Annotated in this window: 17 protein-coding genes; 4 read left to right on the forward strand and 13 right to left on the reverse strand. The window is 58.3% G+C overall.

Features of this window, described 5'->3' with window-relative positions:
- Window positions 1–54: 54 nt before the first annotated feature.
- The 4 genes from B6S09_RS12615 to B6S09_RS12630 form a co-directional block, all read right to left on the reverse strand.
- Complete coding sequence (locus tag B6S09_RS12615; RefSeq protein WP_094278853.1) at window positions 55–585, reverse strand: response regulator transcription factor; 531 nt, start codon at window positions 583–585, stop codon at window positions 55–57.
- Window positions 582–1,853, reverse strand: a complete 1,272-nt coding sequence (locus tag B6S09_RS12620) for a histidine kinase dimerization/phospho-acceptor domain-containing protein (protein WP_094278854.1) — start codon at window positions 1,851–1,853, stop codon at window positions 582–584. Before B6S09_RS12620 ends, B6S09_RS12615 begins: the two co-directional genes overlap by 4 nt.
- Before the next feature lie 110 nt (window positions 1,854–1,963).
- Window positions 1,964–3,910, reverse strand: coding sequence for a Na+/H+ antiporter NhaC family protein (locus tag B6S09_RS12625; protein WP_094278855.1), 1,947 nt, complete (start codon window positions 3,908–3,910; stop codon window positions 1,964–1,966).
- Window positions 3,911–3,923: 13 nt separating this feature from the next.
- The gene (locus B6S09_RS12630) at window positions 3,924–5,297 is read right to left on the reverse strand and encodes a glutamine synthetase family protein (protein WP_094278856.1); all 1,374 of its coding nucleotides are present in this window, start codon (window positions 5,295–5,297) and stop codon (window positions 3,924–3,926) included.
- Between the two features lie 275 nt (window positions 5,298–5,572).
- On the opposite strand from B6S09_RS12630, the gene B6S09_RS12635 reads away from it, so the two are divergent.
- The 3 genes from B6S09_RS12635 to B6S09_RS12645 are packed head-to-tail and all read left to right on the forward strand — an operon-like array spanning window position 5,573 to window position 9,214.
- Window positions 5,573–6,322 carry a gamma-glutamyl-gamma-aminobutyrate hydrolase family protein gene (locus tag B6S09_RS12635; protein WP_094278857.1) on the forward strand — a complete coding sequence of 250 codons (750 nt, stop codon included), beginning with the start codon at window positions 5,573–5,575 and terminating at the stop codon, window positions 6,320–6,322.
- Window positions 6,323–6,348: 26 nt separating this feature from the next.
- Window positions 6,349–7,710 (forward strand): aspartate aminotransferase family protein, encoded by a 1,362-nt coding sequence (locus B6S09_RS12640; protein WP_166670321.1) that lies wholly within the window; start codon window positions 6,349–6,351, stop codon window positions 7,708–7,710.
- Window positions 7,711–7,720: 10 nt separating this feature from the next.
- The gene (locus B6S09_RS12645; RefSeq protein WP_094278859.1) at window positions 7,721–9,214 is read left to right on the forward strand and encodes an aldehyde dehydrogenase; all 1,494 of its coding nucleotides are present in this window, start codon (window positions 7,721–7,723) and stop codon (window positions 9,212–9,214) included.
- 222 nt (window positions 9,215–9,436) lie between these two features.
- On the opposite strand, the gene B6S09_RS12650 is transcribed toward B6S09_RS12645, so the two are convergent.
- From B6S09_RS12650 to B6S09_RS12665, 4 genes are all read right to left on the reverse strand, one after another.
- Window positions 9,437–9,982: a response regulator transcription factor gene (locus B6S09_RS12650; RefSeq protein WP_243832841.1), complete on the reverse strand. Its 546-nt coding sequence runs from the start codon at window positions 9,980–9,982 to the stop codon at window positions 9,437–9,439.
- A gap of 322 nt (window positions 9,983–10,304) precedes the next feature.
- Complete coding sequence (locus tag B6S09_RS12655) at window positions 10,305–11,408, reverse strand: class II histone deacetylase (protein WP_094278861.1); 1,104 nt, start codon at window positions 11,406–11,408, stop codon at window positions 10,305–10,307.
- A gap of 21 nt (window positions 11,409–11,429) precedes the next feature.
- Complete coding sequence (locus B6S09_RS12660; protein WP_094278862.1) at window positions 11,430–12,869, reverse strand: Na+/H+ antiporter NhaC family protein; 1,440 nt, start codon at window positions 12,867–12,869, stop codon at window positions 11,430–11,432.
- A 210-nt stretch (window positions 12,870–13,079) separates the two neighbouring features.
- Window positions 13,080–14,456: an aminotransferase-like domain-containing protein gene (locus B6S09_RS12665; RefSeq protein ID WP_094278863.1), complete on the reverse strand. Its 1,377-nt coding sequence runs from the start codon at window positions 14,454–14,456 to the stop codon at window positions 13,080–13,082.
- 103 nt (window positions 14,457–14,559) lie between these two features.
- On the opposite strand from B6S09_RS12665, the gene B6S09_RS12670 reads away from it, so the two are divergent.
- Window positions 14,560–15,459 carry an EamA family transporter gene (locus B6S09_RS12670; RefSeq protein WP_094278864.1) on the forward strand — a complete coding sequence of 300 codons (900 nt, stop codon included), beginning with the start codon at window positions 14,560–14,562 and terminating at the stop codon, window positions 15,457–15,459.
- A 49-nt stretch (window positions 15,460–15,508) separates the two neighbouring features.
- Here B6S09_RS12670 and B6S09_RS12675 read toward each other — a convergent pair whose 3' ends face one another.
- The 5 genes from B6S09_RS12675 to B6S09_RS12695 all read right to left on the reverse strand — a co-directional run bounded on the left by B6S09_RS12675 (window position 15,509) and on the right by B6S09_RS12695 (window position 19,860).
- Window positions 15,509–16,087, reverse strand: coding sequence for a cupin domain-containing protein (locus B6S09_RS12675; RefSeq protein ID WP_094278975.1), 579 nt, complete (start codon window positions 16,085–16,087; stop codon window positions 15,509–15,511).
- Window positions 16,088–16,168: 81 nt separating this feature from the next.
- Window positions 16,169–17,167: an ArsA family ATPase gene (locus B6S09_RS12680; protein ID WP_094278865.1), complete on the reverse strand. Its 999-nt coding sequence runs from the start codon at window positions 17,165–17,167 to the stop codon at window positions 16,169–16,171.
- 215 nt (window positions 17,168–17,382) lie between these two features.
- Complete coding sequence (locus tag B6S09_RS12685) at window positions 17,383–17,655, reverse strand: cory-CC-star protein (RefSeq protein WP_094278866.1); 273 nt, start codon at window positions 17,653–17,655, stop codon at window positions 17,383–17,385.
- Entirely contained in the window at window positions 17,652–19,334 is a 1,683-nt protein-coding gene (locus B6S09_RS12690; protein ID WP_094278867.1) for a carbon starvation CstA family protein, read from the reverse strand. Before B6S09_RS12690 ends, B6S09_RS12685 begins: the two co-directional genes overlap by 4 nt.
- 280 nt (window positions 19,335–19,614) lie before the next feature.
- The gene (locus B6S09_RS12695) at window positions 19,615–19,860 is read right to left on the reverse strand and encodes a DUF2960 family protein (protein WP_094278868.1); all 246 of its coding nucleotides are present in this window, start codon (window positions 19,858–19,860) and stop codon (window positions 19,615–19,617) included.
- Window positions 19,861–19,897 lie beyond the last annotated feature (37 nt).

Consider the following 19,897-nt stretch of genomic DNA (forward strand, 5'->3'; position numbering starts at 1 on the left):
GCTCATACTAAAAAAAATAAGCCACACTCACCATGCGGCACATTGTCGCAGTTGTCAGCGACTCACCGCATGTTTTTGCAGCATGCGCTGCAGAGAGCGTCTGTGCATACCCAGGGCCCTGGCGGTGGCCGAAATATTGCCGTCATGCTGCTGCAGCACAAACTGTACATATTCCCACTGATGGCGTTTAAGAGAAGGAGACTCCTCTTCAATATTGATGCTGGCCGCCTGCTCGGCATCATCTTCCTCAAAGGCAGCAAGGATAGCGTCGATTTCTGCCGGTTTGGGCAAATACTGCACCGCTCCCAACTTGATGGCGGCAATGGCGGTGCTGATGCTGGCATAGCCGGTGAGCACCACAATACGCGCCTGAGGCTGAGCTAAAACCAGCTCCGGCAACAATTGCAGGCCACTTTCCCCATCCAGGTTCAGATCCAGCAAAATACCCTGATAACGAGCCGGCAACGCCAGGGCCGCAGCGCCGGTCTGCGCCCATTCCAAACTAAGACCCCGGCGTTTAAACCCCCGGCACAGCAGACGGGCAAAGGTATCGTTATCATCTACCAGCAAAAAATCGGTCATCATGAGATGAATTCCAGTGGCAGTAAAATACGAGCATAAACGCCGCCCTCGGCGTGATTACTGAGCTCCAGCCGACCATTCAGCCGCGACAGGGTGGCGTGCGACAACCAGACACCCAGGCCCAGACCTGCGGGTTTGACCGAGTCAAACTGATCCAGCCCGGCCCGGCGCAGCTGGGCCTCACTCAGCACGCCGCTGCGGTTGTGCACCCCCAACTCCCAGTCACCGTTGCGGTGCAGCCGGGTGTGCAGATCTATTCGTCCCTCTCCGGCATCGGCGGCATTATTAAGTATATTAAACAGCGCTGGCCAGAACAGCGGGCTAAGCCGCACTTCCCGGTCTTGCGAAGCGGCCGGACGCTGCCACTCAACCCGGACTTCCGGTCTCAGGTTCTGCCACTGCGCCAGGCGCTCACCAAGGGCACGATACAGCCATACCGGCTCCTGTTCTGCCTGGCTCTGGTGCTTGAGCCTGCTCAGGATCTCGGCGCACTGCTTCAGTTGTGCATGGGCCAGTTGCAAATCTTCCTGCACTTCATCCGGCAGATTGGAGGTTTCGCGCAGCTCTTCGTTAAGCAAAAACAGATTGTTAAGAGGAGTGGACAACTGGTGAGTCAGGCTCGCCGCCTCCATCGCCAGTACTAGCAAGCGCTCGTCGGTATCCTGCCTCTGGTAGGCCTGGTTCAGCCGGCGCTCCCGCTCCCCCAGTATGCGCACCAGGCGCGACACACAGGCGGTAATCAGCCCCGCCGACAGCGCAAAGGTCAGCCACATCCCCACCAGATGCATGTTAAACAGTGCTTCATGATCACCATGGCCGGTATGTTGCTCCGCCGGCAGGGGTAAGTACCAGAAGAACAGCATTAAATACAGCCCGGTGGCCTGGGCCGTCAGCCACCATGAAAAGCGTGGCGGACACACCAGCGCCGCCATCACCAGCGGCAGCAAAAACAGCACCGCCAGCGGGTTACTGGCACCGCCGGTCAGCCCCAGTACAATGGCCAGCGCCAGTATATCCAGCAGCAGGCCGAGAGCCAGCAGCCACTGCGCTGGCCGGCCGTTACGCCAGTTACGGCTCAGCCACAGGTTCACGCCGGCCATGCTCGCCGCCACCGCCGCCAGAGGCAGCAAGGGCAGGGCCAGTTGCATTGAGTAAAACACCAGCAGGCTGCTACCAAGCACGGCCGAAAATGCCCAGCGGCTATACAGGCTGAAGCGCAATACTCTGTCCAGATCGAGCAGCGGCAGGGTAGCTGAGAGAGGTTTGGTCATGGCAACAAAACAAAACGCAAACAAAGCGTCATGGTAGCACAGACAAAAACGCCGGGAGTGCGGCGAAATGTCGCACTCCCGGCTTAAGGCTAGTGAAGACCGGCCTGTGATTATGAAGCCGCGGTTTCGGCACTCACGGCAGTACCGGCCTCGCTTTCCTCCGCATCGGCACGCTTGCCCAGCAACCGCAGGCCGGCAGCCATGGCCAGAGAGCAGATAACAATGCCCAGCCACCAGGGCATGCCGTAGGCCACGGGCACAACGCCAAACAGAGTGGCGATCACACCCACAAACAGCGCATAAGGCAGCTGGGTACGCACATGCTCTACCAGACCGCAACCCGACGCCATGGCCGCCAGCAGCGTGGTTTCAGCCAGCGGAGAGCAATGATCTCCCCATACCGCCCCCGCCAGCACCGCCGCCACCGAGGCATAGAACAGATGCATGGCTTGCGGGTCCCCGGCCAGCCCGTGATGCTGCAGCACCGCCCAGGCCAGCGGTACCACCAGTGGCATCATGATACCCATCACCCCCCAGGAAGAGCCGGTCGCAAAGGCAGTAAAGGCCGACAGCATAAACACACTGACCGGGATCAGCTCCGGCTGCAAGCTGTCACTGAGCACGCTCACCAGGTAGTCGCTGGTATTCAGCGTCTCATTCACCGACGACAACGCCCAGGCCATCATCAGGATAGTGATGGGCAGCAGCATCGACTTCACCCCTTCAAACCAGTAGTGCGCAGCCTCATCCATGCTCAGCAGCCCCTGAATACGGGTCATCACCAGAGCAACCAGAGTACTGAGCAGAGAGCCCCACATCATGGCGGTAAAGGAATCACTGTTACCGAACACATCACGCAGGCCGGCCTCGTCAGGAAAACCCAGCTCGCTCATCCCGGTATACCAGATTCCCCCAAGCGTGGTGAACACCAGTACCGTCATCGGAATAATGGCGTTCAGGGCCCGGTGGGGAATACCCGGCTTGGCGTCAATGCTGGCTTCCTCGGCAATGGCTTCCCGGTCGGTGAGTTCGTCGTCCGCTTCCAGTTGCTGCCTCACTGCTCTTTGCTCAGCCTTGAGCATGGGACCAAAGTCACGGCCGGAAAGGCTGATCATAAACACAAACACCAGCGCCAGAATGGGATAAAAACTGTAGCTGATCGAAGCCATAAACACGCCGTAGGCAGATCCCTCAAATCCGTCCACCAGCCGGAGCGCCTCGTCAATCAATCCCACCTGGAAACCAATCCAGGTGGTCACCAGCAAAATGGCAGATACCGGAGCGGCGGTGGAGTCCACCAGGTAGGCCAGTTTTTCCCGGGAGATCCGCAGCCGGTCGGTGATGTTGCGCATGGTATTGCCCACAATCAGGGCATTGGCGTAGTCATCAAAGAAGATGGCAGTACCCAGCAGACCGGTAGTGGTCTGTGCACTGCGCCGGCCACGCACAAAACGGGTAATGTGCCGGGCAATACCGACGGTGCCACCATTGCGGGAGATAATGCCCACCATACCGCCGATCAACAGACAGAACAGCACCACCGACATATGCTCGGAATCGCTGGCGGCAGCCAGCACGTGTACATTCACCGAGTCGAGCACACTGTTAAGCAGCTTGTCGCCGGCTAGGCCATATCCCAGCCAGCCACCACAACAAATGGCAACGAACAGTGCCAGAATCACCTGCCGGAACGCCAGCGCCAACACAATGGCCAACATCGCCGGCACCACCGACAACCAGGCAGCAATAGCCGGGCTGCCGGCCTCGGCCAGTACGGTGCCGGCTTCATCCTGCAGGCTGAGCGCCAGGCTGTCGGCTCCGGTCACCAGCTCAATGATAGCCTCTCCGTCATTCAGCATGACCGGCAGCCGCTCTTCTCCCTGTACCAGCCATAAAGGCTGGTCGCTGACACCGCTCACTGTTACCTCAAAGGGAATCCCCTTCAGCACCAGGGGGGGCGCCTCCAGGGTGAGACCACTGGCCCGGGCCAGCCCGGGCAACAGCAGGATCAGGGCCAGCAGCGGCATCAGCCAGCGTCGAAAGTTACATCCTTCCATGGGTTGTCTCCTGTCAGACCGAACGCAGATACCAGTCATACTCCTGAGAGCTGACATGGCGCATAAACAGTTGTCGTTCGCCGTAACGGTTGGCGTGGTACACGCGGCAGAACTCCTGGCCCAGATATTCCGGCAGGATCTCATTGCGCTGCCACTGATCCAGAGCCTGGATCCAGCTGTTGGGCAGACTGGGAGGATGGCTGGCATAGGCGTTGCCGGTGGCGGGCTCGGGCGCTTGCAGCTGATGAGTCAGGCCATAATGAATGCCAGCCAGAATGCTGGCTACCAGCAGGTAGGGGTTGGCATCAGCACCGGCCACACGGTGCTCCAAACGACGGGCTGCGGGATTGCCACCAGGCACGCGTACCGCCACAGTGCGGTTGTCGGCACCCCAGGTCTGGCTCATGGGCACATAATAGCCGGGCTGAAAACGGCGGTAGCTGTTGGCATTGGGTGCAAACACCACCATCGACTCGGGCATCAGCGCCAGCACCCCGGCCACCGCCTGTTGCAATAGCTCACTGCCCAGAGCCTGCTCGTTGTTACCGCAGAAAAGGTTATTGCCGTCGTTATCCACCAGGCTTACATGAATATGAGTACCGCTGCCCGCCTCCTGGTTGTAGGGCTTGGCCATAAAGGTGGCTTCCATGCTGTGGCGCGCCGCCACGCCCTTGATCAGCCGCTTGAGCAACACCGCTTCATCGCAGGCCTGCATGGCATCGGGTCTGTGCTTGAGGTTGATCTCGAACTGGCCCGGAGCACACTCGGCAATAGCGGTGTCCACCGGCAGATTCTGGGTCAGCGCCGCTTGCTGAATGCTTTCAAGGAAGTCGCAATAATCATCAAGATCCGACAATGAATATACTTGGCACTGACGATCCCGTTTACCGCTCACCGGCGATACCGGTGGCTGCAGCTGGTGTTCTTCGTCCCGCTCCCGATCGATCACGTAAAACTCGGTTTCCACCGCCACCACCGGCGTCAGTCCCAACGTGGAAAAACGATCCAGAACCCTCTGCAGCACATGGCGAGGATCGTACACAAAGGGATTATGATCATTTTCATACATGCTCATTAATAACTGGGCACAGGGTCTGTCCTGCCAGGGCACCCGGCTCAGGGTTCCAGGCACCGGAAAGCACAGCCGGTCACCTTCGCCCTGATCCAGGCCCAGCCCGGTTTCTTCAATCGTGTTGCCATTGATGTCGAGGGCAAACAGCGAAGCCGGCAGGCAAACCCCTTCCTCATAGGCCTTGAGCAGGCTGTCACGAGGAATGCGCTTACCGCGGATCACCCCGTTGATGTCACCGATCATCAGATCGATGGAATTAATATCCGGGTTTCGTTCCAGAAACTCCCGGGCTTCTTGCATGCCCCTGTCACTCATGGTGACCTCCATGTTGCGTTTTAATAACCATCAATAATTCCATTTGTTATAGGATAATGAACAAAACAAGGCAATCACCCAGCAACAAAAAAGGTTAAATAGTTGTAAAAAATAGTTAACCACATCACACTATTTAAACCTAAACACCGAAATAACACGCTTTTTAGCTGGATTTTACCTCATTAGCATGCTTCCATAATCCCATCAAGCCGACGGCGAGAGCCGTTGAATATATAAACCAACTGGTTTAAGCAGGTGCAACAATGGAAAGAATAATGCACAAGCCTCTGATCGGCGTTACCGCCTGTCAGCGACAAATTGAAGGGCATCAGTGCCACATGGTGGTCAACAAATACGTGGACGCCCTGCGCCACTCAGCGCAGGTAGAAGTAGTGCTGTTGCCGGCCCTGGCCGAGGGTCTGAATGAAGGGATCCTCAGCCGGCTCGATGGACTTTGCCTGACCGGCAGTTACAGCAACGTTGATCCACGCCACTATGCTGCGGATCGGGATCCTGCCGAATGCCGGCTGGATCCCGATCGGGACGGATCCGCACTGTCGCTGATCCGCGCCGCCCGCCGGCTGCAACTGCCGCTGCTGGGGATCTGCCGCGGTCTGCAGGAAATGAACGTGGCCTGGGGCGGCAGCCTGCGCCAGCCGCTGCAGGAACTTCCCGGACTGATGGATCACCGCGAGCCGGACACTCCTGGTGTCAATGGCCACTATGAGCCGGCCCATTCCCTCAACCTGAATCCGGACGGCCTGCTGTACCGGCTCACCGGTGAGCTGAATTTCGAGGTGAATTCATTACACCAACAGGGTATCGATCGCCTCGGCGACGGCCTGCTGGCCGAGGCCCTGGCACCGGACGGACTGGTGGAAGCCATCAGTGATCCCACCTTGCCTTTTGCCCTGGGCGTGCAGTGGCATCCGGAGTGGCGCACCGATGAACATCCGCTCTATGCCGCCATTTTTACCGCCTTTGGCGAAGCCTGCGCGCACTATCGTCAGCGCGTCAACGCCTGAACAACATGAACGAAAAGGACACCATCATGCATCAGTACAATACCCAAGACCTGCGCGAACAAGACGGCCGTCATCATCTGCATCCCTTTACCGACACCAAGGATCTGGGCTGCAACAGCCGCATCATTACCGGTGCCGAGGGCATCTATATTGTGGATTCAGAAGGGAACCGTATTCTCGACGCCATGGCCGGCCTGTGGTGTGTTAACCTGGGTTATGGCCGCCAGGAACTGGTAGATGCCGCCGCCGCCCAGATGACAGAGCTGCCCTACTACAACAACTTTTTCAAAACCGCCCATCCGCCGGCAATCAAGCTGGCCAAAAAACTCACCGAGCTGGCCCCGGAGCACATTAATCATGTGTTCTTTACCGGCTCCGGCTCCGAGTCTAACGACACGGTCGTACGCATGGTACGTCGCTACTGGCAGCTCAAGGGCCAACCGGAAAAAACCGTGATCATCGGCCGGCGTAACGGCTACCACGGCTCCACCGTGGCCGGCGCCAGCCTGGGCGGCATGGCTCCCATGCACGAACAGGGTGGCCCCATGCTGGCTGACGTCGAGCACATCGCTCAGCCCTACTGGTTCGGCGAAGGCCGGGAAATGAGCCCGACAGAGTTCGGCGTGCTGGCAGCTCAGTCCCTGGAGCAGAAAATCAAGGAGCTGGGCGTAGACCGGGTAGCGGCCTTTATCGCCGAGCCGGTGCAGGGTGCCGGCGGCGTGATCATTCCGCCCGAGAGCTACTGGCCCGAAATTCAGCGTATTTGCGATCACTACGGCATTCTGCTGATCGCCGACGAGGTCATCTGCGGCTTTGGCCGGCTGGGCCAGTGGTTCGGCAGTCAGCATTTCAACATCAAGCCCGATCTTATGCCCATCGCCAAGGGGCTGTCTTCCGGCTACCTGCCTATCGGTGGCGTGCTGGTAGGTGATCGGGTGGCCGAGACCTTGATCGAGCAAGGCGGCGAGTTCTACCACGGCTTTACCTACTCCGGTCACCCTGCCTGTGCCGCCGTGGCACTGCGCAACCTGGAGCTGATGGAAGAAGGCGGTGTACTGGAGCACGTGCGCGAGGTAGCCGCACCCTATTTTGCCGAGCGCTGGGCCAGCCTGGCGGATCACCCGCTGGTGGGCGAGGCACGCAGCCTGGGATTACTGGGCGCTCTGGAGCTGGTGGCCGACAAGAGTACCCTGGCACGTTTTGAGCCGGGCATCGGCGGCCGCTGCCGGGACAACTGCTTTAACACCGGTATCGTAATGCGTTCCGTGGGCGAAACCATGGTGGTGTCTCCGCCCCTGGTGATCACCAAGCCCGAGATCGACGATCTGGTCCGTCTGGCCCGCGAAAGCCTGGACGCCACCGCCCGCCAGCTGGGCATCATGAGCTGAGGAGGCAAACATGACGCAACACTCTCTTGCCCACTGGCAAGCCTTAAGTCAAGGACTGCGGCCCGAAGGCCGCGCCTTTATCAACGGCCGCTACTGCGATGCCATTGCCGGCGAACGCTTTGCCAGCCACAATCCGGCCACCGGACAGCAACTGGCCGAAGTGGCCAGTTGCGATGAGCAGGACGCCAACCTGGCGGTGGCCCACGCACGCACCGCCCTGCCCCACTGGGCCGGGCTGGCCCCGGCGGAGCGCAAACAGCGATTGCTGCAATTTGCCAATCTGGTAGAGCAGCACGCCGAGGAACTGGCACTACTGGAAACCCTGGACATGGGCAAGCCCATTGCCAACAGTCTGGAAGTGGACCTGCCCGCGGCGGTACGCTGCCTGCGCTGGAACGCCGAGGCCATCGACAAGGTATATGGTGAAATCGCCCCTACCGCCGCCGGCAGTCTGGGACTGGTGACCCGGGAACCGCTAGGGGTAGTAGCCGCCATCGTACCCTGGAACTTTCCACTGATGATGGCCTGCTGGAAAATTGCCCCGGCACTGGCCGCCGGCAATACCGTTATTTTGAAGCCTTCGGAAAAATCCCCCCTGAGCGCCCTGCGGCTGGCAGCTCTGGCGGATGATGCCGGCCTGCCTGCCGGCGTACTGCAGGTGCTGCCCGGCTACGGTCATAGCGTGGGCAAAGCCCTGGCTCTGCACATGGACGTCAACGCCCTGGCCTTTACCGGATCCACCGGCGTGGGCAAGCTGCTGACCCAGTATGCGGGCGAGTCCAACATGAAGCGCACCTTTATGGAGTGCGGTGGCAAGAGCGCCAATATCGTATTTGCCGATGCCGGCAACCTGGATCTGGTGGCGCAACAGGCAGCCCAGGCCATTTTCTACAACCAGGGTGAGGTGTGCATAGCAGGCTCCCGGCTGCTGGTAGAAAACTCAATCAAGGACGAGCTGGTGGAACGCATTGTGCACCATGCCACCGCCTGGCAACCCGGTAATCCACTGGATCCGGCCACCACCATGGGCGCCATCGTTGATGCCACCCAGCTCGACGGTATTGCCGGCCATGTGGCAGCGGCACACGAGCAGGGCGCACGTCTGCGCACCGGCGGCAAGCCGGTACATGTCGATGACGGTCTGTACTTTGCCCCCACCGTATTTGATAACGTAGACAACGGCATGGCTCTGGCACGGGAAGAAGTGTTCGGCCCGGTGCTGGCGGTGATCGGCTTTGACAACACCGACGAGGCAGTCGCCATCGCCAACGACTCCCCCTACGGTCTGGCAGCAGCGGTCTGGACCCAGAGCCTCGACAAGGCGCTGCTCACGGCACGGCGACTGGAGTCAGGTCAGGTATTCGTCAACAACTATGCCGGCGGCGACATGACAGTACCCTTTGGCGGCTACAAACAATCCGGCAACGGTCGTGACAAGTCATTGCATTCCCTGGCCGAATACAGCCAGCTGAAAACCACCTGGATAGAGTTCGGGGCGGGCTGAGCGTCATGTGAAGCACCAGCAGGCCGAGCATCACAGCAACTTAACCACCGTCGCCCCCGCGTTTTTCTTGTCCCCCCGCGAAAGCGGGGGTCCCCGACATATTGCACTGGACTCCCGTCCCCGCCTTCGCCGGGGATGACGTTCCTTTGCCGGGAGTGACGACAGAGAAAAACGAAGATTGTCAGCAGACTACAAGGGCGCCTTTCGGCGCCCTTTGTGTTTTTACTCCACACCCAGCTGACACAGAAACAGCTGAAACAGCTCTGCCTGACTGTTGATGGCGAGTTTGCCGTAAATATTCTTGCGATGATTTTTCACCGTGCCGGGGCTGATGCACAGCTGATCGGCAATGGCCACAGCACTGTGTCCCTGCAAAAACAGCCTGACCACCTGATGTTCACGCTCGCTCAGGCGCTCATCAAGAAACTCCCCGGACACCGACCCTGCTCCTGTTACAGTAGACGATGACTGCCAGTGATGTTTTTGCAGCAATGCCTGCAACAGCGGAAACAGGTAGGTGATCCTGTCGCTCAACAGGCGACCATCAGAGTGCTGCGGTGGCTGGTAAAAACCCAATGAAAAAGCCAGAGTGGCTTCCGTATTGGATGAGAAAAAACACATGAGCTCATCATGTAACCCCAGCCCGGTGTAATAAGTCAGAAAATACTCGGTACGCCGGAACTCCGACGGAGCAATGTCATCCAGACGAAACACACCGGCCGCCGGCCGGTTCAGCCAGTGCTGGTAGAAAGGGTCGAGCTGATACATACCAGCGCAATAAGGGTGCAGGGTCGCAGCCTCCTGCCGATGGTTTAAATTATGTAACAAAACATCGGGACGTCGGTGACGGTGAAACTGGCATAGAACCAGATCGATACGCGGGAAATAACTTTCCAGGCAAGCCTGTAATTGTGGTAAGAAATCCTTACAGTCTACAGATGAAAGCAGCGTTGCAAGGGGTTCAAGAGAATTTGGCGCAATATCCTTTTGCATTGAGACCGTGATCCACCGACCTGTTAAACGGTGAATAAAATGTAACACTTAAACATAACCCTGACCAGTTTTTCACCGCGTCAGGGCCATGCCACAGCTAGCGAATATCCTTCAGTAATGGCTGCAGACTTTCAAGCAGCGCTGCCTGATGGGGCTGCAACTCCTGCTGCCCCCAACGGGCGATGTCACCACCAGCAGGATCGGGCACATAAATTTCCGTTTGACTCAGGGTTTCAATCACCCGGTGACCACAGAAGGGCACATAGCCTTCCGAATAACCCCCTTCATGAATCATGACCAGCCGGCCCTGACACAGGCGGTCGGCGGCAGCCATCACCTTCTTGGTCAGCTGACCAAACGCATCGGCATTGAGCAGCATGCATCCCAGCGGATCCATGGCACTGGCATCAAAGCCACAAGCCACCACGATCAACTCCGGCCGAAAACGATCCAGCGCCGGGATCACCAGCTGATCCATGGCCGCCAGATAGGCACCAATACCGGATCCCGCCAGCAGCGGTATATTGAGGTTATAACCCAGTCCGGCACCACTGCCCCGCTCCTCCGCACTCCCCGACCCTACCGGATAGTTGTTGTCGTGATGCAGAGAGATGGTCAGCACCTCAGCATCCTGATAGAACGCCTGCTGAGTGCCATTACCATGGTGCACATCCCAGTCGATCACTGCGACCCGGCGCACCAGACCTTGAGCCTGGGCCGCCCGAATGGCAATAGGAATATTACCGAGAAGGCAAAACCCCATCCCCCTGTCCGCTTCGGCATGATGGCCAGGCGGACGCGACAGGCAATAGCCGTTGTCGACTTCACCGTTGAGCACCGCCGCTACGGTGGCCATGGCCAGGCCGGCCGAACGGCAGGCAATCGGAAAGGCATCCTGACGAAAAGGTGCGTACTGGCCGGCATCACCGAAGCCCTGTTCGCTCATGGCGCTGAGCTCATCGATATAACGCTCGGTATGAAAGCGCAGCAGATCTTCCCGTGTTGCCGGCTCCGCCTGCACCGGTGTCAGCTGCTCCAGCAGGCCGCTGACCGCCAGCAGGTTGCGCAGCCGACGCTTGGTTTCCGGATGTTCAGCGGCGGCGGCAGGCTGCACAAACCCCCCCGGCCGGTCAAACACCGAGCAGGGGCCGGCATCGTGCCACAGGCAGTGTTCGTGAAAGGCGAATCCGGTTCGTTTCATTATTGCTCTCCTTGTTCAATATCAGGCCAGCAGCCACAACACCAGGGTCGTGACGGCAGCTGCAATCAGGGTATAAGGCAGTTGGCTAAGGGCATGTTGCATCGGGCTGATGCCGCATCCCCGGGCAGAAATCACGGTAGAATCCCCAAAAAAGCAGGCATGGCTGCCAAAGGCACCGGCCGACACCAGCGCGCCCAGGGTCAGTGCCATATTGGCGTCCAGAGCCTGAGCCAGGGGGACCATAATGGGAAAAGCGATGGCATAGACGCCCCAGAAGGAGCCGGTGGCAAAGGTCAGTCCGGCCAGCACCAGAAAGCTGAGCGCCGGCAGCCAACGGGCGTTCATGTAGGGAGTGATAGCGTCAATCAGATAAGGTGCCAGCCCCAGTTTCTCGTTCACCGCCTGCAGCACAAAGGCCGCAAACACAATGCCCAGAGGCAGCAACATCGAAGCCATTCCCTGGATAATTTCATCAAATAGCCGGGGCAGGCTGGCCAGCCCTTGCAGCCGGTACAACACCAGCGACACCACCAGAGCACAACCGACGCCCATCAAGGCATCAATATCGAAATACCAGGTTGCCAGCAGCAAGGTCAGCACCGGCAACATGAAGTTGACCAGTCGTGGCGGCTGACGATGGCCCGGCTCATCCTGCTCCACCGGCAGGCTGTTGCCTTCAAGACAATCCCGCTCGGCCTGTTTCATGCTACCCAACAAGGGGATCACCCCAAATGCCACCAGCGGCACCATCAGCAGTGCCACCCAGGGGTATACCAGGTAAGGCAACAGACTCAGGTAATAATTGAAACCTTCTCCTTCCGGCACCAGGCCGTTGACTTCAATCAGCCCGGCGAGATAAATCACCCAGGTGGAAAAGGGGATCAGCAGACACACCGGTGCCGAGGTGGAATCCACTACGTAGGCCAGCATATCCCGGGATATTTTCAGCTTGTCCGACAGCTTACGCATGGCGGTACTGACGGTCAGAGCGTTGAGGTAATCATCGATAAAAATGGCAATGCCCAGCAACCAGCTGGCCACCAGCGCATGAGAGCGCCGTTTGACGTATTTACCCAGTGCATCGCTGAACGCCAGAGTGGCTCCGGAAAACTGCAGCAACGCTATCAGGCTGCCGAGCAGTCCGCACACCAGGATCAGCCAGCCCATGATGGGCCCCTGCATCACCTCCAGGGTACTGGCAACAAAATTGTGCAGGGTACGTTCCGGCTCAATCAGCGCAAAGCCGGTCAGGGCACCGGCCAGCAGCGGTTCCAGAGTGCGTCGGGTCAGCAGCGCCAGCCCCAGTACCACCAGAGTCGGCACCAGGGCGAAGAATCCGAATTCGCCTTCGCCGTTGCCCGTACCCAATGATACTGCCAGCAGCAACAGGCCACTCAGCACCAACAGTTTTATCCAGCCGATGGGCAGTTTTTCCACACCGGGAGTCAGTATCTTTTCCATCACCTTTTCCTCGTCGCTCCATTGACGCCTCATCATAAAGGGACGCGGAAAGTGACCGAATGTCCCTGAAGGGACATTCAGTGTGAGCAGGCTCACATTGCGAATTAACCATTAAGAAACAAATTAAATACAGGTAAGAAACATAAGCAATGGGTGAAACAGGTTGAAGACGTTGTGCCCCGGGCCGCGTTTCAGATAAAGAGGCAGCACTTAGTCACAATAACGATTAATCAGGCCAATCAGGGCATCCAGCTCATGCTGTACCTGCTCACCGAACATAAAACCCATGTTGATGCGCAGACAATCCCGGTAGCGTTCCGAGGCAGTAAAGAGCTCACCGGTACGAATATCCAGCCCGGACTGTCCCGCCGCCCGCCCGAGTGCCTCGGCAGCCAATCCGGGCACCTGTAGCCACAGTACCAGGCCACCATCGGGCTGAGCCACCCGGCTGCCTGCCGGCAAATGGCGGGTCAGGTAATCCAGATACAGCTGTTTTTGCCGGGTCAGCCGGCTGCGGGTTCGTCGCAAATGCCGGACATAGGCACCGGTCTCGATAAAGTCGGTAAAGGCCAGTTGCATCAGGGTCGGTACACCAAACATCCGGGAAGCAAGCGCAGTACCATAGCGCCCCGGACGGCACCAACCCAGACGGTAGCCGGGAGAAAGCGTCTTGGACACGGAGCCGCACCAGATCACATAGCCATTATCGTCGTACCAGGCCGCCGGCAGCGGCATACTGTCGCCGTGGGCAAGCTCCAGATAAACATCGTCTTCGATCACCGGCGTCCGGTACCGGCCGGCCAGTTGTGCCAACCGCTGTTTCTGAGCCACCGACAAGGTAAGCCCTTGAGGATTCATATGGCTGGTGCAGAACAATGCTGCCTGCACCGTGCCCCGGACCAGGTGCTGCTCCAGCTGATCCAGATCGATGCCGTCGGGCCGGGACGGAATTTCCACGATGCGCCGCGACATCTGCGCCAGCAATTCAAGCAAGCCGTTATAGCAAGGAGAGCTTATCGCCACCGCATCGCCGGGACGGGTGCAGACCTCCAGGGCCGCCTGTACCGCGGCCATGCAACCGTGGGTGATCAGCAGCTCGTCGGCCCCCAGCGCAAACCCTGCCTGGCTGAAATGACTGGCCAGTGCCATACGCAGGGCCGGTTCGCCCGAGGCCGGCGGATATTCCCCGAGCCGGCCGCCGGCACGCGTCAGAGCACGCCGGAAACTGCGTTCCAGACCATTGCGGGCTACTTCGTCCAGATCCAGCCGCGCCGTGCCCAGTGCACCACCGCCCTGCCCTGGTGTCCTGACCCGGCCGGCCTCAGGTGTGACCACCCGGCTGGTGAAAGGAGGCCATTCTGGTGTTGGCGCTGTGGGTCGCCCTGCCGCCACAAAAAAGCCCGCCTTGGGGCGCGCCACCAGCCAGCCGAGGGATTCCAGCTCCGCATAACAGCTGACCGCAGTGGACATGCTGACCCCGTGCTGACGGGCAAACTGGCGCAGTGATAACAGTCGGTCGCCCGGCACCAGCCGCCCGGCCCGGATATCAGTGATGAATTTTTCCGCCAGTTGCCGGTATTTGCTCACAACATACCTTCTGTACCCGTTAAGTTTTAAAAAATTGTATCTGTACCGATTTTACCCGGCAAGGGACACTCAGGATCCTGTTACTTCACTCGGAGCATAAGACATGAATCCAAAGGATCTCGGGCTTGTCGTCCTGGTCATGGCAATCTGGGGCATTAATTTTTCCATGATCAAACTCGGCGTCAGCGAGCTGGATCCGCTGCTGATCGCGGCAGCCCGCTTTCTGTTCGCCACTTTTCCCATCATTTTTTTCATTCGCCGGCCCGCCGTTCCCTGGCGTCACCTGATGAGCTACGGATTGGTGTTCGGCACCGGTATCTGGGGTATGGCCTCCTGCGCCATCACCTTTGGCCTGTCATCGGGCATGGCCTCGGTGCTGCTGCAGATAGACGTGCTTACTACCGTATTGGTGGGGGTGTTGCTGTATCGGGAAACCATCAGCCGACGCATGGGAGTCGGCATCGGCATCGCCCTCATCGGGGTGCTGGTGGCCATCATTTATACCAACGGCAACGTCACGCCCGCCGGGGTGATGTTCATTCTGGTTTCCGCCATCTGCTGGCCCCTGGCCGGGGTTATCGTCCGTCGCTCCGGCACTCGTTCCCCCTTTGCCTTCAATATCTGGGGCATGCTGTTCGCACCGCTGCCGCTGATCGGGCTCAGCCTGCTGTTCAACGGGCCCGGGGTGTTCGAACTGACCTACCGGCAGTGGCACGCCGGAGCCTGGCTCTCGGTGCTATTCCAGGCCTATCCCACCACGCTGTTCGGCTACTGGGTATGGAACCGCATGCTGCTCAAATATCCCATGAGCCGCATGGCCCCGCTGACCCTGCTGGTGTCGGTATTCGCCCTCGCCAGCGGCTACCTGATCTATGGCGAGCAGTTATCGCCGGCCCAATGGGTGTCGTGCAGCGCCTTTTTGCTGGGGGTTGCCCTGGTGCTTTATCAGGGGCCCCTGCCCGGCAAAGGCCGGCTTCCCGTCCCCGTATCAGGTGAACGATAAAACCCCGGATACTTCCGGCAAGGGCACCGTCACAGTGCCCTTGCTTCATTCAGAAATGCTTGGCGGGAGTAGAACAACTGACGATGCGGCAGGGCTGATCGCTGTTGTTACGAAAGCGGTGCGGCTGAGTGGTAGAAAAATAGTAGCTGTCACCGGCCTTGAGCAGCCGGCACTGAGCACCGATGGTGATTTCTATTTCCCCTTCAATCACCACCCCGGCTTCCTCGCCGTGATAGGCCATCATATCGTGGCCGGTGTCCACACCGGGTGGATAGGTTTCCACAATAAAGGACATGGCCCGGTTCTTGCGATTGTACCCTACCAGTTTCAGCGACAGGTTGCCGCTGCCTACATCCTGCAGTTCATCCGGGCTGAAAAAAATCTGATCGGTGTTTTGCAGATCCAGAGTAAAAAACTCACCGACCGTCATTGGAATGCCGTCGAGGATTTTCTTCAGCGAACTGACCGACGGGCTGACCTTGCCCTGCTCAATCAGCGACAGGCTGGAATGGGTCACACCAGTGCGTTTGGCCAGCTCCCGCTGGGAAATATTGCGCATCAGGCGCACCGCCTTGAGGCGGGTGCCCACATCGTTGGCGTCGTCGCCGACCTGCTTCGCCGTTGTCATATTGCTCCGTTTTAAAAAAGAAAACCCTCTGGCAAATTCTACCCAATGCCAAAACGGGCTGTAAATGGATTCCAGCGGCACTTACAGCCCGGCCTGCTCCAGCCGGGTCGCCATGTCATCCAGGCCAGCCAGCCCTTGAATATCCGTCGGCTGCAAGTACAGCGGATAACGCTGCAGACCGGTAAACACCCGGGCGATGTCGGCCAGATGCGTTTTTTCCAGCTCCCGCCGCCGGGCCAAAAAGGTACCATCGGCTTCTTCGGGTAATATCCGGTTCACCACCAGCCCGGCCAGTGGCAGCTTTTCTTCCTGCAGCGCCGTTACCGCCCGCCCGGTTTCCAGTATCGGCAGCTTCTCGGGCGTGAGTACAAAAAGCAGCGCAGTCTGACCAGCGTCGGTAAGCAGCCGGCGGGTACGTTGAAACAGCCGCTGGCGTGCCAGCAGGGTTTCGGTAATGGATTTAGTGCGCTCGTCCAGGCCGGCGGTTTCATGGGCTCGGGGGTCGCCAAAGGGGCTGTCTACGTCCTTACCCGGAGTCAGGTGATTCAGCACCTCGCCCAGCTTCTCCGAACGCTGATTACTTTTGAGCATGCCCTGGGTCCAGGCCGCCATGGCCTCGGGCAGACTGAGCAGGCGCAACGTGTGGCCGGTGGGGGCGGTGTCGAAGATCACCAGATCATAAGTCTGCAGGCCTTCTTCCATTACCTTCGCTATTCGTTCCAGCAACGCTGCCTCCTGCGCCCCCGGCGACTGGCGGGTCAGGCGCATCTGCCGCTCTACCTCACCGTACATTTCGGGGCGGGTAAAGCGCTTGAGCTGAGCCAGCACCCGGGCCAGATGCTGTTCCACCTCATGATCCGGATCCAGCTCCAGTCCATCGAGATTGGGAGCCAGCCGGGTAATGACATCACCAATGTCCCGGCCAAAGGCATCGGCCAGGCTGTGAGCGGGATCAGTCGATACCAGCAGGCATCGCTTGCCCCGGCGTGCCGCCAGCAGCGCCAGCGACGACGATACCGTGGTTTTACCCACACCGCCCTTGCCGCCCACCAGCAACACCCGCTTGTCGGTCAGTAACATTCAATATCTCCAAACAGTGAGGCCGGCATCAAAGCCGGCCCCGATATGCGAAGCGACAGCAGGATTACCTTCTTCGGCACGCTTCGATGAGCGCCACTCATTAAAAAGTTCGCTGCGAACATACTCAATGTTCGAGCAAACTTTTTAACTTCGTCACGGCGTCCCGGTGGCATCGGCCCTTTTTCCAACCTTTGCCCAACCAGAAAACAACTCAATCAGCAGCAGCGAAAGTGATCCAGCGGCGAGTGCTCCATGCCCATGCGCTGGTGCCAGTCGTGAAACCGCTCCAGCAGCAGGGGCTGCAGTTCCAGAGTGTAATAGGAGGCCGGGTTCGGCACTCCCATCATTTCCGAAAACACCAGCAGCATAAAGAGATCGTCTTCCTCACGTCGGGCCCGGGCTATCGCCGCCCGGTACGGCGCGTTGTACACCTCTTCTGCATACCGGTTGGCCCGGCTTATCCAGGCCAGCACCCGCTTGATTTTCACGGCTGGCTTCCGGCCTGCTCAGCCTTGCCACTGCGCAACCGGTTCAGCGTGGCACCGCACTCTAGCGCCACCAGAATAGCGGCTCCCAGCACTACCAGATCCAGTGCAAACAGGAACCAGTTTTCCTGTTCGTAAAAACCCTTGAGCTGAATAAGCAAGGCCAGCACCGTCATCACCAGCAGGAACAGCAGCGGGATCAGGGTGACAAACATGGGCCGCCCCAAGCGTGCCAGCATCACGGTGATCACTAGCAAGGTCAGTCCTGCCAGCAGCTGATTGGTGGTGCCGAACAACGGCCAGATCAACAGACCGCCAGAGCCGTCGCCGCCGGAGCCAAAGGCCAGCAGCAAACAGGATCCCACCGCCAGCAGGGTGGCCGGAGCCGCCTTCTGCATCCAGTTAATCTTGTAGATAACACCCCACTCCTGAAAGATATAGCGCTGCAGCCGCAGACCGGTATCCATAGTGGTGCCGGCAAACAGCACCGCCATCACGGTGAGGATGGTCTGAGACAGCTCGATCTCAAAGCCGAGGCCATTACTCAGAATATTGGCCCCACCCTGTACAAAGGCGGCCACACCGCCCTGACCAAAGCCGCTGTAAACGGCCTGCCAGTCGGCCAGGGTGGCAAAACCGGCGGTGGCGGCAATAATCGCAGCCAGCGCCAGGCAACCTTCACCAATGGCACCGAAGTAGCCCACAAAACGCAGATCGGTTTCCTTATTGAGCTGCTTGGAGGTTGTGCCGGACGATACCAGACCATGAAAGCCAGAGATGGCACCGCAGGCAATGGTGACAAACAGCAAGGGCAACAAAGAAGGTGTGCCTTCGGGGACGTTATCGTTAAAGGCCGGGGCCACCACATCCGGGGCTGACAGCAGCACGGCACCATAGAGCAGACCCAGACCAACAAACAGCTGCAGACCATTGATGTAGTCACGGGGTTGCAGCAACATCCATACCGGCAGTAACGAGGCAATGGCCGCATAGACAAACAGCAAAATAATCCACTGGGCTTTGTCGGTCATACCCATAAACATCTCGGGCAATGCCAGCGGTACAGATGGGCCAACCCAAATCAGGGCATACAGGGCGATCACCCCGACCACCGACACCATCAGCAGGCCGATCATTTTGCGGTAAATCAGCTGGCCGATGATCAAGGCCACCACAATGGCACCCCATACCGGCACCACCGAGCTCTGGAACTTGGTGAGCAGGCCGGCGATAACCACGGCAAACACGGCATTTACCATCAGCAGCACCAGGAAGATCACGATCATGAAAATACTGCGGGCCCGCTTACCAACCACATCGCCGGTCAAGGCTCCAACCGATCTGGCCTTATTACGGTTACTGGCCCAGATAGCCCCGGCATCGTGCACGCCGGCAAAAAAAATGGTGCCGAATACCACCCATAAAAAGGCCGGTACCCAACCCCAGATAACCGCAATGGCCGGCCCGACAATGGGTGCCGCCCCAGCTACCGAGGTAAAATGATGACCCCAAAGTACAAACTTGTTGGTGGGCACATAGTCCACCCCATCCTCAAACTCATGAGCCGGTGTGCGAAACCCGGCATCCAGCCGGAATATTTTTTCAGCTACAAATTTTGAATACACAAAATAGCCGAGTGCCATAGCACCCAGTCCTACCAACATCAGGAATATGGCATTCATTGTACCTTTCTCCCGTAACGAATTTTCCCTGTTATTATCGGCATACCGGGCAGCGTAATCCCGGCCCCTGAGTGCTCCAATTAAAAGGAAAAATCATCAGGAATCAACACAGCAGCAACAAATTCAAATGAGACCGAAATAAATCAAAGTTGAATTAAAAGCCATATCAAAAATAAACCAGGCAACTACATTACCAAAAATAAAAAAAACAGTTATTTAAACCAGAACCGACCAATAAAGCAGAAGAATAAATAAATTTACCGGAACGCCCCTGCTCGGTTTATTCGTCTCTGAATATCGTGATTTGCGTCACACCCAACTTGCGGAAATATTCTTCCCGAAATTCCTTCATGGTTTTTCTATCATTACGGCTGATATTGGCCAGTTGATCTTCCATACGGCGAAACTCGGTAAGATCCAGTTTTTCAGCGCTGGCAATCGCATCATAAATGCTGTGGTGTTTATCGTTGGCATAGCCGATTTCTTTTTGCTGCTTGCGAAACTGGTAACGAATGCGAAAGGCCATGGAAGCTCCGTAAAAAGTGTTATTGTCGCTGCAAACG

The organism is Oceanimonas baumannii (assembly GCF_002245495.1).
In the GTDB taxonomy this organism is placed as follows: domain Bacteria; phylum Pseudomonadota; class Gammaproteobacteria; order Enterobacterales; family Aeromonadaceae; genus Oceanimonas; species Oceanimonas baumannii.

Excerpts from the sequence above, each read along its gene's own strand:
- B6S09_RS12615 (WP_094278853.1), bottom strand. The coding sequence starts at position 585 with ATGATGACCGATTTTTTGCTGGTAGATGATAACGATACCTTTGCCCGT.
- B6S09_RS12630 (WP_094278856.1), bottom strand. The coding sequence starts at position 5,297 with ATGAGTGACAGGGGCATGCAAGAAGCCCGGGAGTTTCTGGAACGAAAC.
- B6S09_RS12620 (WP_094278854.1), bottom strand. The coding sequence starts at position 1,853 with ATGACCAAACCTCTCTCAGCTACCCTGCCGCTGCTCGATCTGGACAGA.
- B6S09_RS12625 (WP_094278855.1), bottom strand. The coding sequence starts at position 3,910 with ATGGAAGGATGTAACTTTCGACGCTGGCTGATGCCGCTGCTGGCCCTG.
- B6S09_RS12640 (WP_166670321.1), top strand. The coding sequence starts at position 6,349 with ATGCATCAGTACAATACCCAAGACCTGCGCGAACAAGACGGCCGTCAT.
- B6S09_RS12690 (WP_094278867.1), bottom strand. The coding sequence starts at position 19,334 with ATGAATGCCATATTCCTGATGTTGGTAGGACTGGGTGCTATGGCACTC.
- B6S09_RS12695 (WP_094278868.1), bottom strand. The coding sequence starts at position 19,860 with ATGGCCTTTCGCATTCGTTACCAGTTTCGCAAGCAGCAAAAAGAAATC.
- B6S09_RS12675 (WP_094278975.1), bottom strand. The coding sequence starts at position 16,087 with ATGACAACGGCGAAGCAGGTCGGCGACGACGCCAACGATGTGGGCACC.
- B6S09_RS12645 (WP_094278859.1), top strand. The coding sequence starts at position 7,721 with ATGACGCAACACTCTCTTGCCCACTGGCAAGCCTTAAGTCAAGGACTG.
- B6S09_RS12650 (WP_243832841.1), bottom strand. The coding sequence starts at position 9,982 with ATGTATCAGCTCGACCCTTTCTACCAGCACTGGCTGAACCGGCCGGCG.
- B6S09_RS12635 (WP_094278857.1), top strand. The coding sequence starts at position 5,573 with ATGCACAAGCCTCTGATCGGCGTTACCGCCTGTCAGCGACAAATTGAA.
- B6S09_RS12670 (WP_094278864.1), top strand. The coding sequence starts at position 14,560 with ATGAATCCAAAGGATCTCGGGCTTGTCGTCCTGGTCATGGCAATCTGG.
- B6S09_RS12660 (WP_094278862.1), bottom strand. The coding sequence starts at position 12,869 with ATGGAAAAGATACTGACTCCCGGTGTGGAAAAACTGCCCATCGGCTGG.
- B6S09_RS12680 (WP_094278865.1), bottom strand. The coding sequence starts at position 17,167 with ATGTTACTGACCGACAAGCGGGTGTTGCTGGTGGGCGGCAAGGGCGGT.
- B6S09_RS12655 (WP_094278861.1), bottom strand. The coding sequence starts at position 11,408 with ATGAAACGAACCGGATTCGCCTTTCACGAACACTGCCTGTGGCACGAT.